Origin of the sequence: Methylobacterium sp. 13MFTsu3.1M2 (assembly GCF_900112625.1) — a bacterium.
GTDB lineage: Bacteria > Pseudomonadota > Alphaproteobacteria > Rhizobiales > Beijerinckiaceae > Methylobacterium.
This window is the reverse complement of the sequence record NZ_FOMM01000002.1, coordinates 347,979-362,973: the sequence shown is the minus strand read 5'-3', so window position 1 is coordinate 362,973 and position 14,995 is coordinate 347,979. Positions and strand designations below refer to the sequence as shown.

12 protein-coding genes are annotated in these 14,995 nt (G+C 71.2%); 9 read left to right on the top strand and 3 right to left on the bottom strand.

What is annotated here, in order from left to right; translation table 11 throughout:
* Window positions 1-13 precede the first annotated feature (13 nt).
* The 3 genes from BM314_RS01730 to BM314_RS01720 are packed head-to-tail and all read left to right on the top strand — an operon-like array spanning window position 14 to window position 4,424.
* Entirely contained in the window at window positions 14-2,572 is a 2,559-nt protein-coding gene (locus tag BM314_RS01730) for a branched-chain amino acid ABC transporter ATP-binding protein/permease (RefSeq protein WP_091976622.1), read from the top strand.
* Complete coding sequence (locus tag BM314_RS01725; protein WP_091976620.1) at window positions 2,569-3,492, top strand: 3-hydroxyacyl-CoA dehydrogenase; 924 nt, start codon at window positions 2,569-2,571, stop codon at window positions 3,490-3,492. Before BM314_RS01730 ends, BM314_RS01725 begins: the two co-directional genes overlap by 4 nt.
* Before the next feature lie 2 nt (window positions 3,493-3,494).
* Complete coding sequence (locus BM314_RS01720; RefSeq protein ID WP_091677076.1) at window positions 3,495-4,424, top strand: 3,5-dioxohexanoate:acetyl-CoA acetone transferase; 930 nt, start codon at window positions 3,495-3,497, stop codon at window positions 4,422-4,424.
* Window positions 4,425-4,600: 176 nt separating this feature from the next.
* Here the strand turns inward: BM314_RS01720 and BM314_RS01715 are convergent, their stop codons facing one another.
* Genes BM314_RS01715 through BM314_RS01705 form a run of 3 tightly spaced genes read right to left on the bottom strand, consistent with a single transcriptional unit; the run spans window position 4,601 to window position 7,491 of the window.
* On the bottom strand, window positions 4,601-4,882 hold the full coding sequence (locus tag BM314_RS01715; protein WP_091976618.1) for a DUF167 domain-containing protein: 282 nt from the start codon (window positions 4,880-4,882) through the stop codon (window positions 4,601-4,603).
* A 10-nt stretch (window positions 4,883-4,892) separates the two neighbouring features.
* Window positions 4,893-6,260 carry an FAD-binding oxidoreductase gene (locus tag BM314_RS01710; RefSeq protein ID WP_244539818.1) on the bottom strand — a complete coding sequence of 456 codons (1,368 nt, stop codon included), beginning with the start codon at window positions 6,258-6,260 and terminating at the stop codon, window positions 4,893-4,895.
* Window positions 6,261-6,297: 37 nt separating this feature from the next.
* Window positions 6,298-7,491, bottom strand: coding sequence for a fumarylacetoacetate hydrolase family protein (locus tag BM314_RS01705; protein ID WP_091976617.1), 1,194 nt, complete (start codon window positions 7,489-7,491; stop codon window positions 6,298-6,300).
* A 289-nt stretch (window positions 7,492-7,780) separates the two neighbouring features.
* On the opposite strand from BM314_RS01705, the gene ugpC reads away from it, so the two are divergent.
* The 6 genes from ugpC (at window position 7,781) to BM314_RS01675 (ending at window position 14,989) form a co-directional block, all read left to right on the top strand.
* Window positions 7,781-8,842: an ABC transporter ATP-binding protein gene (ugpC, locus tag BM314_RS01700; RefSeq protein ID WP_091976615.1), complete on the top strand. Its 1,062-nt coding sequence runs from the start codon at window positions 7,781-7,783 to the stop codon at window positions 8,840-8,842.
* 73 nt (window positions 8,843-8,915) lie between these two features.
* A complete protein-coding gene (locus BM314_RS01695; protein WP_020091915.1) occupies window positions 8,916-10,226 on the top strand; it encodes an ABC transporter substrate-binding protein in 1,311 nt (436 codons plus the stop codon).
* Window positions 10,227-10,249: 23 nt separating this feature from the next.
* A complete protein-coding gene (locus tag BM314_RS01690; protein ID WP_020091916.1) occupies window positions 10,250-11,206 on the top strand; it encodes a carbohydrate ABC transporter permease in 957 nt (318 codons plus the stop codon).
* A gap of 89 nt (window positions 11,207-11,295) precedes the next feature.
* Window positions 11,296-12,141, top strand: a complete 846-nt coding sequence (locus tag BM314_RS01685; RefSeq protein ID WP_234082978.1) for a carbohydrate ABC transporter permease — start codon at window positions 11,296-11,298, stop codon at window positions 12,139-12,141.
* Between the two features lie 199 nt (window positions 12,142-12,340).
* The gene (locus tag BM314_RS01680) at window positions 12,341-13,969 is read left to right on the top strand and encodes a dihydroxyacetone kinase subunit DhaK (protein WP_091976614.1); all 1,629 of its coding nucleotides are present in this window, start codon (window positions 12,341-12,343) and stop codon (window positions 13,967-13,969) included.
* Between the two features lie 63 nt (window positions 13,970-14,032).
* The gene (locus BM314_RS01675; RefSeq protein WP_170868015.1) at window positions 14,033-14,989 is read left to right on the top strand and encodes a D-2-hydroxyacid dehydrogenase family protein; all 957 of its coding nucleotides are present in this window, start codon (window positions 14,033-14,035) and stop codon (window positions 14,987-14,989) included.
* The last annotated feature ends 6 nt before the right edge of the window (window positions 14,990-14,995 follow it).

Genomic DNA, 14,995 nt, shown 5'->3' with positions numbered 1-14,995 from the left:
CGGAGAGCGTCCCATGTCCGGAACCGCCGAGCCGCTGCCGCTCGCCCTGCCGCAGCGCGGCCTGATCCTGCGCGAGAGCCGCCAGCTCTGGGCGGCGCTCGCCGCTCTGATCGTCCTGCCCTTCGCCCTCGACGCGATCGGCCTGACGCTGATCACCGCCACCGACGTGGTGATCTTCGCCCTGGCGGTGCTCGGCCTCAACATCCTGGTCGGCTGGACCGGGCTCACCTCGTTCGGCCACGGGGCGTGGTTCGGGATCGGCGCCTACGCGGTGGCGATCCTCCAGACGCGCCTCTTCCCCGGCGACATGGCCCTGCCGCTCCTCGGCGCCCTGGCGATCACCGGGCTCGCGGCCCTCGCCGCCGGCGGCCTGATCCTGCGGCGGCGGGGCGTCTACTTCTCGCTCCTGACCCTCGCCTTCACGGCGATGCTCTACGCCATCGCGTTCCGCTGGACCGACCTCACCGGTGGCGAGAACGGCATCGGAAACCTGCACCGCTGGGCGGCGCTGCAGGAGCCCGGCGCCTACTACGCCGCGGTGTCCGGGATCGCCTTCGCGGTCCTGATCGCCCTGTGGCGCTTCCGGCGCTCGCCCATGGGCACCGTCCTGGTGGCAATCCGCGAGAACGAGCAGCGCGCGGGATTCCTCGGCTACGCCACCAACCGCTACAAGCTCGCGGCCTTCGTGATCTCGGCGACGATCACCGGGCTGGCGGGGGCGCTCGCGGCCTACAGTCACCGCTTCACCTCGGCCGACCCGATCTCCATCGCCTTCTCGGGCGAGCTGCTCGCCATGGTGGTGATCGGAGGGATGCGCTCGTTCCTCGGGCCGGCGCTCGGCGCGCTATTCTACATCCTCTTCCGCGAGTTCCTGTCGATCTACACCGCCGACTGGCTGCTGTATTTCGGCCTGCTGTTCGTCGCCTTCATCGTGTTCTCGCCGGACGGGCTCGTCGGCATCGCGGCGCGGCTGCTGAAACCGTTCCGGCGCGTCCCGACCGAGGGCGCGGCCATGTCGGCCCGCCGCGCCGGCGCCTCGGGCCGAGTCCCGGCCCGCTTCATCGCGGAGGGGCGCGGCGACGGCCCGGTGCTGGTCGCCGACGAGATCCGGAAGAGCTTCGGGCCCGTGAAGGCGGTGCGCGGCGTGTCCTTCGCGGTCGCCGACCGGACGCTCCACGCCCTGATCGGGCCGAACGGCGCCGGCAAGACCACCGCCTTCAACCTGCTGTCCGGGATGTTCCGCCCGAGCGGCGGCAGCATTCGCCTCGACGGAAGCGAGATCGCCGGCCTGGAGCCGCACGCCATCACCCGTGCCGGGATCGGGCGCTCGTTCCAGATCACCAACCTGTTCCCGGGCCTCTCCGTGGAGGAGAACGTCCGCCTCGCGGTGCAGGCCCGGCACGCCGCGCATTTCAGCCCCTGGCGGGACGCGTTGGCCGTCCGGGAGATCGCCGACGACACCGCCGAGCTGCTGCGCTGGACCGGCCTGTCCGGCATCGAGCGGGCCGAGGCCGGCAGCCTGTCCTACGGCGGCCAGCGGCTCCTCGACATGGGGCTGGCCCTGGCCACGCGGCCGCGCGTGCTGCTGCTCGACGAGCCCCTCGCCGGGCTGGCGGCCGCCGAGCGCGAGCGGGTCGGCGACCTGATCAAGGCGCTGTCGGCCGACATCCCGGTGCTCCTCGTCGAGCACGACATCGACCGCGTCTTCCGCCTCGCCGACCGCGTCACCGTGATGGCCGACGGCGCCGTGCTGGTCGACGGCTCGGTCGCGGATGCCCGGGACGACGAGCGGGTGCAGGCGGTCTATCTCGGCTCGGGCACGGCGGCGATCGCCGCGAAGCCGCGCGCCAGCGCCGCCGAGGCCGAGACGCTGCTCGCCATGGAGGGCGTCGACACCTTCTACGGCAAATCGCACATCTTGAACGGGGTGAACCTGGCGGTGCGCCGGGGCGAGGTCGTGGCGCTCCTCGGACGCAACGGGGCCGGCAAGTCGACTCTGCTCAAGACCCTGATCGGCACCGCGCCGCCGGCCGCCGGCCGGATCGTGCTCGCCGGCCAGGACATCGCCGGCCTGTCGCCCGACCGGATCGCCCGGCTCGGGATCGGCTACGTGCCGCAGGGGCGGGCGCTGTTCGCCGGCATGACCGTCGCGGAGAATCTGGGCCTCGGCCGCCTGCGGCGGTTCACCGGCGCCGGCATCCACTGGGACGAGGAGAAGGTCCTCGAGTTCTTCCCGCGCCTGAAGGAGCGCTGGACCATCGACGCGGCCCGCCTGTCCGGCGGCGAGCAGCAGATGGTGGCGGTGGCCCGCGCCCTCTCGGGCGACACGCGGCTTCTCCTCCTCGACGAGCCCTTCGAGGGCCTGTCGCCGGCGGTGACGGAGGAGCTGTTCGAGGCCTTCGACCGACTGCGCCGGGAGATCGCGATCATCCTGGTGGACCACCACCTCGACCTCGCCCTGGCGCTGTCCGACCGCACCGTCGCCCTGGAGCGCGGCAGCGTGCAGTGGACGGGCGAGTCGCGTCTCCTGCGCGAGGATCAGGAGTTGAGGCGGAAGGTGCTGTGGCTATGACCGAGAGCGTCGCGATCGTCGGCGCCGGCCTGATCGGCCGGGCCTGGGCGATGATCTTCGCCCGTGCCGGCTGGGATGTGCGCCTGTTCGATCCCGCAGCGGGCGTCGCCGAGGCCGCGATCCCGCTCTGCGCCGAGGGGCTGCGGACGCTGGCGGCGAATGACCTCTGCGCGGATCCCGCGGGTGCCGCGGCGCGCATCCGCGCGGCCGGCACCCTCGCGGCGGCCCTCGACGGCGTCGCCTTCGTGCAGGAGAATGGCCCGGAGCGGCTGGAGGTGAAGCGGAGCCTGTTCGCGGACCTCGACGCCGCGGCACCGCGGGAGGCCGTCATCGCCTCGTCCTCCTCGGCGATCCGCTGCTCCTTGTTCACCGAGGACCTACCGGGTCGGGCCCGTTGCTTGGTCGGCCATCCGGTCAATCCGCCGCACCTGATCCCGCTCGTGGAGATCTCCGGCGCGCCGTGGACGGCCCCCGAGGCGCTGGTGCGGGCCCGTCAGGTCTACGAGCAGATCGGGCAGGTCCCGATCACCGTGCTGAAGGAGATCGAGGGCTTCATCCTCAACCGGCTCCAGGGCGCCCTGTTGGCGGAGGCGTTCCGCCTCGCTTCGGAGGGCTACGTGACCCCGCAGGACCTCGACAAGACCGTGGCGGACGGCCTCGGCCTGCGCTGGAGCTTCATGGGTCCGTTCGAGACGATCGAGCTCAACGCGCCCGGCGGCATCGCCGATTACTGCGCCCGCTACACCGGTTTCTACAAGAGCCTCGCCGCCGACCCGGCGCTGCCCTCGGTCTACGAGGCGCCGGCCACCGAGGCGATCCTGGCCAAGTGGCAACCGCCGACCGATCTGCCCGCACGCATGAACCGCCGCGACGCGCGGCTGGCGGCGCTCCGCGCCCACAAGGCTTCACGGAAGGACTGAGCATGGCCTCACAGCGGAAAGTCATCATCACCTGCGCGGTGACGGGCGCGATCCACACGCCCAGCATGTCGCCGCACCTGCCCGTGACGCCCGAGGAGATCGCCGACGCCGCCATCGGCGCCGCCGAGGCCGGCGCCGCCATCGTGCACCTGCACGCCCGCAACCCGGAGAACGGCCAGCCCGACCAGACACCCGAGGCCTTCGCCAAGTTCCTGCCGGTGATCAAGCAGCGCTCGAACTGCGTGGTGAACATCACCACGGGCGGCGCGCCGACCATGTCCATCGAGGAGCGGGTGCGCCCGGCCGCGACCTTCCAGCCGGAGGTCGCCTCGCTGAACCTCGGCTCGATGAACTTCGGCCTGTTCGGCATGCTCGACCGCTTCAAGGACCTGAAGCACCAGTGGGAGCGGGACTATCTCGGCAACAAGGACATCATCTTCCGCAACACGTTCGGCCAGATCGAGCACATCCTGACGACCTGCGGCCCGAACGGGACGAAGTTCGAGTTCGAGTGCTACGACACCGCGCATCTCTACAACCTGAAATACTTCTTCGACCGCGGGCTCGTGCAGGCGCCGCTGTTCATCCAGACGGTCTTCGGCCTGCAGGGCGGGATCGGCGCGCATCCGGACGACGTGATGCACATGAAGCGCACCGCCGACCGTCTGTTCGGCGATCAGTACCGCTGGTCGGTGCTCGGCGCGGGCCGCAACCAGATGAACATCGCCGCCATGGCGGCCGCGATGGGCGGCAACGTCCGCGTCGGGCTCGAGGACAGCCTCTGGGACGGTCCGGGCAAGCTCGCCGAGACCAACGCCGCGCAGGTCCGGCGGGTGCGCGCGATCATCGAGGGGCTGGGCCTCGCGGTCGCCTCGCCCGACGAGGCGCGCGAGATGCTGGCGCTGAAGGGCGGCGACAAGGTCGCGTTCTGATCGATCAGTCGATGGACGATGCGTCGCGGAAGGTGGGACGCATCGTCCGAGAGCGGCTGACGTTCAGGCTCTTCCGTCCTTGCGAGCGCAGCGAAGCAATCCAGGCGCGCCTCAGGCCTCCGATCGCGCGCAACACTGGATTGCTTCGCTGCGCTCGCAAAGACGTAGGCGAGCGCTCACGGCGAACCGAACACGCGATCCAGATCCGCCTGCGCGGCGCCGTCGATCTCCAGGATCTTCAGCCGGCTCTGCTCGCCGGTCACGATGCGGACCGAGCCGCGGCTGACCTTCAGCGCCTTGGCGATCAGCGCGACGAGCGCCTCATTGGCCGCGCCCTCAACCGGCGGGGCGGCGACGCGGACCTTCAGGTAGGGCTGCCCCTTGTCGTCCCGGGCCCAGCCCTCCGCGGCGTCGCGCCCCCCGCGCGGCGTCAGGCGCACCGCCAAGCGGATCGCCACGGCGGAGCCCTCAGAAGATCTTGCCCGGATTCAGCCGGTTGTCCGGATCGAGCGCCCGCTTCACGAGCCGCATGACGGCGATCTCCTCGGGCGAGCGCGACAGCTTCAGCTTGGCCCGCTTCTCGAGCCCGATCCCGTGCTCCGCCGAGACGGAGCCGTTCAGCTCCGCCAGCGGCTCGTAGATCGCCGCGTCGATCGCCGCGTTGCCGACGGCGTCGAGGCGGGTGGTGTTCCAGTGGAGATTGTTGTCGCCGATATGCCCGTAGACGACCGCCCGGCAGCCCGGGATCGCCGCGAGCCGGTCGAGCGCGCCGCGGACGTAGCCGTCCATCCGCGCGAGCGGCACGCTCACGTCGAAGGCCCGGTCGATCCCGTCGGCGTTCAGGTGCTCGACGCGGTCGCGGATCCGCCACATGCCGCGGCGCTGCTCCTCCGAGGCGGCGACCACGGCGTCGAGGATCGTGCCGTCGCCCATCAGCCCTTCCAGCAGACCGAGGAACCGGTCCGATTCCTCGGGGACGCACTCGACCTCGATGATCGCGTAGAACGGGTAGTCCGGCCCCAGCGGCGGGGTCGCGCGCCCGGGCGCCGTCATCAGCCGGTAGAAGTCCGGCCATAGGCCCTCGAACGAGGAGACACGCCCCTGGAAGGCGCTCTGCGCCGCCCGCAGCACCCGCGCGCCGTCATCGACGCCGGGGCACGCGATCAGCGCCGTCGCGTAGCCGGCGGGCTCCGGCCGCAGGCGGATGACCGCCCGCGTGACGATGCCCATCGTGCCCTCGGTGCCGAGGAAGAGCTGCTTGAGGTCGAGCCCGGTGTTGTTCTTGATGAGCGGCCGCATCGACGACACGATCGTGCCGTCGGCGAGCACCGCCTCCAGGCCGAGCACCATCTCGCGCATCATGCCGTAGCGCAGCACCCGCAGGCCGCCCGCGTTGGTGGAGATCGCGCCGCCGATCGTCGCCGAGCCGCGGGCCCCGAGATCGAGGGGGAAGAACAGGCCCGCCGCGGACGCGGCGTCCTGCACGCTCTCGAGGGTCGCGCCGGTGCCGACCACCACCGTCATGCCGAGCGGGTCCACCGGCTCGATGCCGGTCATGCGCTCGGTCGACAGGGTGATCTCGTCGGGTTGGCAGAGCGTGCCGTCGACGAGGCCGGTGGCTCCGCCCCGCGGGACGACCGCGACGCCCGCCGCGTGGCAGGCGGCCATGACGGCGCCGGTCTCCTCCGTGCTGTGCGGGCGGACCAGGGCCAGGGCGGCGCAGGGCTCAGTCGGGCGCGTCCAGTTGGCCGAGCGTCCCCGCAGCTCCGCACCGGTGACGAGACCGGACGGTCCGACGATCGCGGCGAGGCGGTCGAGGAAGGCGGTGTCGGTCATCGGCATCATCTCGGGGCTCGGTCCGATCGCCGCTCTGTCACAGAATCCCGCGCGCGGCGAGGTTCCGCATGAGCGCGCGGGCACCGAAGGTCCAGGGCTCGCAGGCGTCGCAGCGGCGCATGCGGTTGACGAGGCTGCCGAGCTCCGGGCTCGCCACGACAACGCGGTCGCCGTCGGCGTGGGTGAAGCCGAGGCCCGGCCCGTGCCGGTCCTGGATCGGCGCGAACATGGTGCCGAGGAGGAGGAGGGCGCCGTCGGGGTAGTCGTGCGTCCGCCCCATCAGCGCCTCCGCCAGCTCCTCCGGGTCGCGGCTGATCTCGGAGAGCGGCGAGGTGCCCTCCAGCCGGAAGCCGTCCGTGCCGGTCACCTCGAGGGTCACGGTCGTGCGGCGGACGTCGTCGAGGCCGAACGTATCGTCGAACAGGCGCAGGAACGGCCCCACGGCGCAGGAGGCGTTGTTGTCCTTGGCCTTCCCGAGGAGCAGCGCCGACCGGCCCTCGAAGTCGCGCAGGTTCACGTCGTTGGCGAGCGTCGCCCCGACGATGCGCTGGTGGGAGGCGACCGCGAGCGCCACCTCGGGCTCGGGGTTGTTCCAGTGCGAGTCCGGGTGCAGCCCCGCATCCGCGCCGCAGCCGACGGCCGAGAGCGGCTGCGCCTTGGTGAAGATCTCGGCGTCCGGGCCGATGCCGACTTCCAGGTACTGGCTCCAGGCGCCCTGCGCGACCAGCACCTCCTTGAGGGCCATGGCCTCGGGCGAGCCGGGCTTCAGCCGGCGCAGGTCGTGCCCGACCAGGCGCTCGACCTCGGCGCGGATCGCCGCCGCGGCGGCGAGATCGCCGCGTGCGCGCTCCTCGATCACCCGCTCCAGCATCGAGGTGGCGAAGGTCACGCCCGCCGCCTTCAGGGCCTGGAGGTCGACCGGGGCCAGGAGCCACGGCTTGGTGGCGTCGCGCGCGTCCGGCGGCGTGTTGGCCAGCACCGCGTCGAGGCTGCCGAGGTCCTCGCCCTCTGCGCCGCGCAGGGCGGCGGCGGGGTCTCGGGCCTCGCACAGGTCGCTGACGGTGGGGAAGGCGGCGGTGACGTCGACGATTCGGGCAGCGCCGTCCGCGTCGGCGCGGATCGCCACGACGCTCGGACCTTCCACGTCCGGCCGCCACACCCGGCCCACGAGGGCGCCGCGGCATCCGTCGGCGGGCAGGATCTCCCGCGCGGTCAGGCCCGATAACGACATGTGCTCACGTCCCCTGGATGTCCGCCTTGGATGTCAGCCGCTGAATGCCCGCGCGCGACGGGCTCGGTTCCGGCACCGCGGCCGGCGCCCAATCCCATAGCATTCCGCGCCGCCCGTCATCCCGCCGGAAGTTTCACCGGGCCGCGCCCGTCACGGGCGCCCGGGGGCTCGCCTGACAGATCCAAGATTATCTGCAGCTTTGCCAGGAGGCCGGCTTGCTTTCCCGCGAACCCTCATTTGTACTGCTGCCCTAGAGCCGCCGACAGAGCGGCCTTGATCGGGAGGAAGCATGGCCTCGGTGGGAATCCGCGAGGTTCGCAAGGCTTTCGGATCGACGAATGTCCTGCACGGCGTGTCGGTGGATATCCGGGACGGTGAATTCGTGATCCTGGTCGGCCCGTCGGGCTGCGGGAAATCAACGCTCCTGCGGATGATCGCCGGGCTCGAGAACATCTCCGGCGGCGAGATCCACATCGGCGAGCGCGTGGTGAACGATGTGCCGCCCAAGGAGCGGGACATCGCCATGGTGTTCCAGAACTACGCCCTCTATCCGCATCTCACCGTCCGCGAGAACATGGCGTTCTCGATGCGGATCCGGAAGGCGCCGGCCTCCGAGATCGATCTCCGGGTCAACAAGGCCGCCCAGATCCTCGGGCTGGCTCCCCTGCTGGACCGCTACCCGCGCCAGCTCTCGGGCGGCCAGCGCCAGCGCGTCGCCATGGGCCGGGCGATCGTGCGCGACCCGCAGGTCTTCCTGTTCGACGAGCCGCTCTCCAACCTCGACGCCAAGCTCCGGGTGGCGATGCGCACCGAGATCAAGGAGCTGCACCAGCGCCTGAAGACGACGACGATCTACGTCACCCACGACCAGATCGAGGCCATGACCATGGCCGACCGGATCGTGGTGATGCACGACGGGGTCGTGGAGCAGATCGGGCCGCCCCTCGAGCTCTACGACCGGCCCGACAACCTGTTCGTCGCGGGCTTTATCGGCTCGCCGGCCATGAATTTCATGCCCGGCAAGGTCCGGGCGAACGGGCGTCTGACCTTCACCACCGAGACCGGCCTGTCGATCCCGCTCGCCGACGCGCCCTCCGGGGTCGATGGTCGGCCGCTCATCCTGGGCGTCCGCCCCGAGCATTTCGACCTCGCGCGCGAGGGGATCGCCGCGGAGGTCGTCGTCGTGGAGCCGACCGGCTCCGAGACCATGCTGGCGGTGCGGGCCGGGGGCCAGGACCTCACCTGCGTGCTGCGCGAGCGCGTGCGCGAGCGGCCGGGCGAGACGGTCTCCCTGCGGCCGAACCGCGTGCACTTCTTCGACGCCGAGACCGGCCGTCGCCTGCCGAGCTGACCCGCGTCGGATCCGGCGCGGATTCGAGGCGCGCGGCGCCTCCAGGATCACGATCACCGAGGGAGAAGAAACGATGTCCGTTCTCGATCGCCGGTCCCTCCTCGCGGGCGCCGCAGCGACAGGTCTCGCCGCCGGCGGCGACCTCCTCGGCTTCGCCAAGGCCTGGGCGCAGAACGCGGAGTGGAAGCCCGAGCCGGGGGCGAGCCTGTCGCTCCTGCGCTGGAAGCGCTTCGTGCCGGCCGAGGACGAGGCCTTCATGAAGCTCGTCGACGCCTTCACCAAGGCGACGGGCGTCAAGGTCACGGTGACCAACGAGTCCTTCGACGACATCCAGCCCAAGGCGTCCGTCGCCGCCAATACGGGCCAAGGGCCCGACATGGTCTGGGGTCTGTTCTCGTTCCCGGCGCTCTTCCCCGACAAGTGCCTGCCGCTCGAGGACGTGGCGGAGTCCCTCGGCAAGAAGTACGGCCCCTGGTTCCCGTCGGCCGAGGCCTACGGCAAGGTCAAGGGCAAGTGGATCGCGATCCCCGTGGCGTTCAACGGCGGCTATCCGAATTACCGCATCTCGGCGATGAAGAAGGCCGGGTTCGACAAGTTCCCGACCGACACCGCGGGCTTCCTCGAACTCTGCCGCGGACTGAAGAAGAACAACACCCCCGCCGGCTTCGCTCTCGGCCACGCCACCGGTGACGGCAACACGTGGTGCCACTGGGCGCTCTGGTCACACGGCGGCAACCTCGTCGACGCCAACGAGAAGATCGTCATCAACTCGCCCGAGACCGCCAAGGCGCTCGAATACGTCAAGTCCCTGTACGAGACCTTCGTGCCCGGCACGGTGTCGTGGAACGATTCCTCGAACAACAAGGCCTTCCTGGCCGGCGACCTGTACCTGACCAACAACGGCATCTCGATCTACGCGGCGGCCAAGAAGGACAACCCGAAGCTCGCCGAGGACATGGACCACGCGGTCTGGCCGATCGGCCCGGTCGGCAAGCCCACCGAGTTCCAGCTCGCCTTCCCGATCCTGGCCTTCAAGTACTCGAAGGCGCCGAACGCCTGTAAGGCCTTCATCGCCTTCATGATGGAGGCGGCGAACTACAATCCCTGGCTGGAGGCGGCCCAGGGCTACCTCTGCGAGCCGCTGTCGAACTATCCGAAGAACCCGATCTGGACGAGCGACCCGAAGAACGCGGTCTTCGCCGAGGCGGGACGGCGCTCCCTGGCGGCGGGCGGGCTCGCGCCGGTGAGCGAGCGGATCGCCGCGGTGCTGGCCGACTTCGTGATCGTCGACATGTTCGCCAGTCACTGCACCGGCCGCGAGGACGTGAAGGGCGCCATCAAGAACGCTGAGCGCGCCGCCACCCGCATCTTCCGGAACACCTGACCGCACCCGCCGGAGGCGAGACCATGGCGCACACGGCCCTGACGCAGCCCGCCCCGGCCGCAATCCCGACCCGCTCGGCCTGGCAGCGCGTGCGCGCGAGCCGCGGCTGGGCGGGGTTCTGGTTCATGCTGCCGACGGCGCTGATCCTCGGCCTGTTCCTGGCCTACCCGCTCCTGAAGGGCATCTGGCTGTCCTTCACCAACGCGCGGATCGGCCGCGACGGGGTCTTCGTCGGCCTGGAGAACTACGAGTGGCTCTGGGACGACGACGTCTTCTGGCTCTCGGTGTTCAACACCTGCCTCTACACGGCGGTGGCGTCCGTGGTGAAGTTCGGGGTCGGGCTCTACCTCGCGTTGCTGCTCAACAAGAACATGCCGTTCAAGTCGATCATCCGGTCGATCGTGCTGATCCCGTTCGTGGTGCCGACCGTGCTGTCGGCCATCGCCTTCTGGTGGATCTTCGACAGCCAGTTCTCGATCATCTCTTGGTCGCTGCGCCATCTCGGGGTGATCGACGGCAACATCGACTTCCTCGGCGATCCCGCCATGGCGCGGGCCTGCGTGATCTTCGCCAACATCTGGCGGGGCGTGCCGTTCATCGCCATCACGCTGCTCGCCGGTCTCCAGACGGTCTCGCCCTCGCTCTACGAGGCCGCGACGCTGGACGGCGCCTCCAACTGGCAGATCTTCTCGCGGATCACCCTGCCGCTGCTGACCCCGATCATCGCGGTCGTGATGACCTTCTCGGTGCTGTTCACCTTCACCGATTTCCAGCTGATCTGGGCCATGACGCGCGGCGGCCCGGTGAACGCCACCCACCTGATGGCGACCCTGTCGTACCAGCGCGGCATCCTCTCGGGGACGCTCGGCGAGGGCGCGGCCATCGCCACCGCCATGGTGCCGTTCCTGCTCGCGGCCATCGGCATCTCGTGGTTCGGCCTGCAGCGCAGGGCCTGGCAATCCGGGGGGAACGACCGATGAGCGCGCCCGCACCGCCCGCCCATGCCGATCCGCATCTCAACTCCGTGCTGGAGGCGCGGCCTGCCGGGCTCACGGACAATTCGGAGGGCATGGCCTATCTCGAGCGCCTGCCCCGGCGGCTCGTGACGACCTACCTGCCGCTCCTCCTCATCCTCGCCGTGCTGCTGTTCCCGTTCTACTGGATGGCGCTGACGGCCATCAAACCGGACGAGCAGCTGATCGACATGGAGCGGTTCAACCCGTTCTGGGTCGTGGATCCGACGCTCAAGCACATCAACAAGCTCCTCTTCGAGACGCAGTATCCGCGCTGGCTCTGGAACACGATGTACGTGTCGGTGGCGGCGACCGTGCTGTCGCTGTTCGCGAGCGTGCTCGCCGCCTATGCCTGCGTCCGCGTGCGCTACCGGGGCGCCGGCTGGGTCGGGGCGGCGATCTTCCTCGCCTACCTCGTGCCGCCCTCGATCCTGTTCATCCCGCTCGCCACGATCATCCAGGCCTACGGCCTGTTCGACTCGCCGATCGCCCTGATCCTCGCCTACCCGACGATCCTGATCCCGTTCTCGACGTGGCTCCTGATGGGCTACTTCAAGACCATTCCCTACGAGCTGGAGGAATGCGCTCTGATGGACGGCGCCAGCCGGTGGCAGATCCTCACCAAGATCATCCTGCCGCTCGCCTTCCCGGGGCTGATCTCGGCGGGGATCTTCTCGCTGACCCTGTGCTGGAACGAGTTCATCTACGCGCTGACCTTCCTGTCCTCGACGCAGAACAAGACGGTGCCCATCGCCGTGGTGAGCGAGTTCGTGGACGGCGACGTCTACAAGTGGGGGTCGCTGATGGCCGGCGCGCTGCTCGGCTCGCTGCCGCTGGTGATCCTCTACTCGTTCTTCGTCGAGTACTACGTCTCCGCGCTCACCGGCGCCGTGAAGGAATAGGGGACGGGCAGGACCGTCGTCGTCGCGCGCGCAGCGAAGCGCGTCGGGACGGCGGGACCTCGGTCGGCGTGGCGCGGGCCGGATCGCTGCGCTGTGCTCGCGAGGACGAAGTCCGTTGCCAGCAGGGCTCGACGAGGCGGACAATGCGCGCGGATCCGCCGACGTAGAATCGCGGATTGGCCCCATCGAAGGTCACGCCATGGCCCACTTCATCGACGCCCGCTCCACCCTGGTCAACGACGCCGTCGACGGCCTCGTCGCCGCGAGCGGCGGACGCCTGGCACGGCTCGACGGCGACCCGGGCATCCGCGTCGTCCTCCGCGCCGCTCCGGATCCCGGGAAGGTCGCGGTCATCTCCGGCGGCGGCTCCGGCCACGAGCCGGCCCATGCGGGCTTCGTGGGACCGGGCCTGCTCAGCGCCGCTGTCTGCGGTGACGTCTTCGCCTCGCCGAGCGTCGACGCGGTGCTGGCCGGGATCCTCGCGGTGACGGGGCCGGCGGGGTGCCTGCTCGTCATCAAGAACTACGCGGGTGACCGGCTGAATTTCGGGCTCGCCGCCGAGCGCGCCCGGGCGCTGGGCCACAGGGTCGAGACCGTGATCGTCGCGGACGACATCGCGCTGCCGGACGCCAAGCAGCCGCGCGGCGTCGCCGGGACGCTGTTCGTCCACAAGGTGGCGGGTCACGCCGCGGAGGCCGGGGAACCGCTCGAGACCGTGGCGTCGCTCGCCCGCCGGGCGGCCGGGGCGGCGAAGTCGCTCGGCATCGCGGTCTCTACCTGCACGATCCCCGGCTCGCCGCGCAGCGAGCGGCTGGCGGAGGGACAGGCCGAGCTCGGCCTCGGCATCCACGGCGAGCCCGGCGCGGAGCGCATCGCGCTGCCAAAGGCCAGCGACCTCTCCGAGCTGATGGCCGAGCGTCTCGCGCGGGCCGTCGAAGGTGCGGACCGGCTGGCGCTGCTCGTGAACAATCTCGGCTCCGCCTCCGCGCTCGAGATGCAGGTCCTCACCCGCGCCGTGCTCACCACCGGCCTGGGGCGGCGCGTCCGCCTGCTGCTCGGGCCCGCGCCACTGATGACGGCGCTCGACATGCACGGTGCCTCGCTGTCGGTCCTGCCGCTCGACGACGCGCTGGAGCGCGCCCTGTCGGAGCCCGTCCCGGTCCCGGCCTGGCCCGCAGCGGTGCGGGTCGCGCCGCCGATCCTGAGGCCGGTGCCCGAGGGACTCGCGGGCGAGGCCTTCGTGCCGTCGCAAGACGCCGTCACCACCGCCCGGATCCGGGCCGTCGCCGAGGCCCTGATCGGGGCCGAGGACACCCTGAACGGCCTCGATGCCAAGGTCGGGGACGGCGATGCCGGCACGACCTTCGCGGGCGCGGCGCGGGCCGTCCTGGCCGAGCTCGACCGGCTGCCGCAGGCGGAACCCGCGGCCCTGTGCCGGGCGCTCGCCGAGCGGATCGGGCGCGCGGTCGGCGGATCGAGCGGCGTGCTCGGCTCGATCTTCTTCGCCGCGACGGCCTCGGCCCTCGCCGGCGGCGCCGCGTGGCCCGAGGCGCTCGGGCAGGGCGTGGCGCGCGTCCAGGGTTACGGCGGCGCCCGGGCCGGCGACCGCACGCTGCTCGACGCCCTGATCCCCGCCGTCGAGGCCCTGACGGGCGGCGACCTCGCGGCCGCCGCGGCGGCGGCCCGGGCCGGAGCCGAGGCCACGGCCGGCATGGATCGCGCCGGCGCGGGCCGCTCCAGCTACCTGGCCGCCGGGGACCTCGCCGGTGTCCAGGATCCCGGCGCCGCCGGCGTCGCGGCGGCGTTCGCGGCCCTGGTCGGGGCGTAGGCGCCGGGCGCCGTCACCCGGCATCCGTTGACGCTCCACCCGTCGAGGCCTACCCCATCCCCCATGCGCACCGGCCTGATCCTCGACGATTACCAGCAGGCGGCCCTCGCGCTCGCGGACTGGGCGCGCCTCTCCGACCGCGTCGCGATCTCCGCGATCAGCCAGCACATCCCGAACCCGGACGACCTCGTGGCGCGGATCGCGCAGGCCGAGATCCTCGTGATCATGCGGGAGCGGACGCCGTTCCCGGCGGCTCTGCTGGAAAGGCTGCCGCGGCTGGAACTCCTCGTCACCAGCGGCATGCGCAACCTCGCCATCGACCTCGCGGCGGCCCGGGCGCGCAACGTCGTCGTCTGCGGCACCGATTCCAGCCCGACGCCGCCGACGGAGCTGACCTGGGCGCTGATCCTCGGACTGGCCCGACACGTGGCGCCGGAGAGCCTGACCCTGCGCGCGGGCGGCCCCTGGCAGAGCACGATCGGGACCGACCTCGCCGGCGCGACCCTCGGCGTTCTGGGCCTGGGGAAGATCGGGACGCGGGTGGCCGAGATCGGGCGCGCCTTCGGCATGCGGGTGATCGCCTGGAGCCCGAACCTCGACGATGGTCGCGCCGCCGCCGCCGGGGTGGAGCGGGCGGCCTCGAAGGAAGCCCTGCTGGAGGCGAGCGACGTCGTCACGATCCACCTCGTGCTGGGCGACCGGACCCGCGGCCTCCTGGGCGCGGCCGAGCTGCGCCGCATGCGCCGCGACGCGTTTCTCGTGAACACCTCGCGCGCGCCGATCATCGATCAGGCCGCGCTGGTCCAGGCGCTGGAGGAGGGCTGGATCGCCGGCGCGGGCCTCGACGTGTTCGAGACCGAGCCGCTGCCGGCCGACAGCCCGTTCCGGCGCCTGCCGAACGTGCTGGCGCTGCCGCATCTCGGCTACGTGTCGCGCAACAACTACCGGACCTTCTTCACCCAGGCGGTGGAGGACATCGAGGCCTGGCTCGCCGGCGCCCCGATCCGGCAACTGCGCTGACGTCGC

Bases quoted from the DNA above. Each gene is read 5' to 3' on its own strand.
- BM314_RS01675 (WP_170868015.1), top strand. From the start codon at position 14,033: ATGCGCACCGGCCTGATCCTCGACGATTACCAGCAGGCGGCCCTCGCG.
- BM314_RS01685 (WP_234082978.1), top strand. From the start codon at position 11,296: ATGGCCTATCTCGAGCGCCTGCCCCGGCGGCTCGTGACGACCTACCTG.
- BM314_RS01680 (WP_091976614.1), top strand. From the start codon at position 12,341: ATGGCCCACTTCATCGACGCCCGCTCCACCCTGGTCAACGACGCCGTC.
- BM314_RS01720 (WP_091677076.1), top strand. From the start codon at position 3,495: ATGGCCTCACAGCGGAAAGTCATCATCACCTGCGCGGTGACGGGCGCG.
- BM314_RS01695 (WP_020091915.1), top strand. From the start codon at position 8,916: ATGTCCGTTCTCGATCGCCGGTCCCTCCTCGCGGGCGCCGCAGCGACA.
- BM314_RS01725 (WP_091976620.1), top strand. From the start codon at position 2,569: ATGACCGAGAGCGTCGCGATCGTCGGCGCCGGCCTGATCGGCCGGGCC.
- BM314_RS01690 (WP_020091916.1), top strand. From the start codon at position 10,250: ATGGCGCACACGGCCCTGACGCAGCCCGCCCCGGCCGCAATCCCGACC.
- BM314_RS01710 (WP_244539818.1), bottom strand. From the start codon at position 6,260: ATGACCGACACCGCCTTCCTCGACCGCCTCGCCGCGATCGTCGGACCG.
- ugpC (WP_091976615.1), top strand. From the start codon at position 7,781: ATGGCCTCGGTGGGAATCCGCGAGGTTCGCAAGGCTTTCGGATCGACG.
- BM314_RS01730 (WP_091976622.1), top strand. From the start codon at position 14: ATGTCCGGAACCGCCGAGCCGCTGCCGCTCGCCCTGCCGCAGCGCGGC.
- BM314_RS01705 (WP_091976617.1), bottom strand. From the start codon at position 7,491: ATGTCGTTATCGGGCCTGACCGCGCGGGAGATCCTGCCCGCCGACGGA.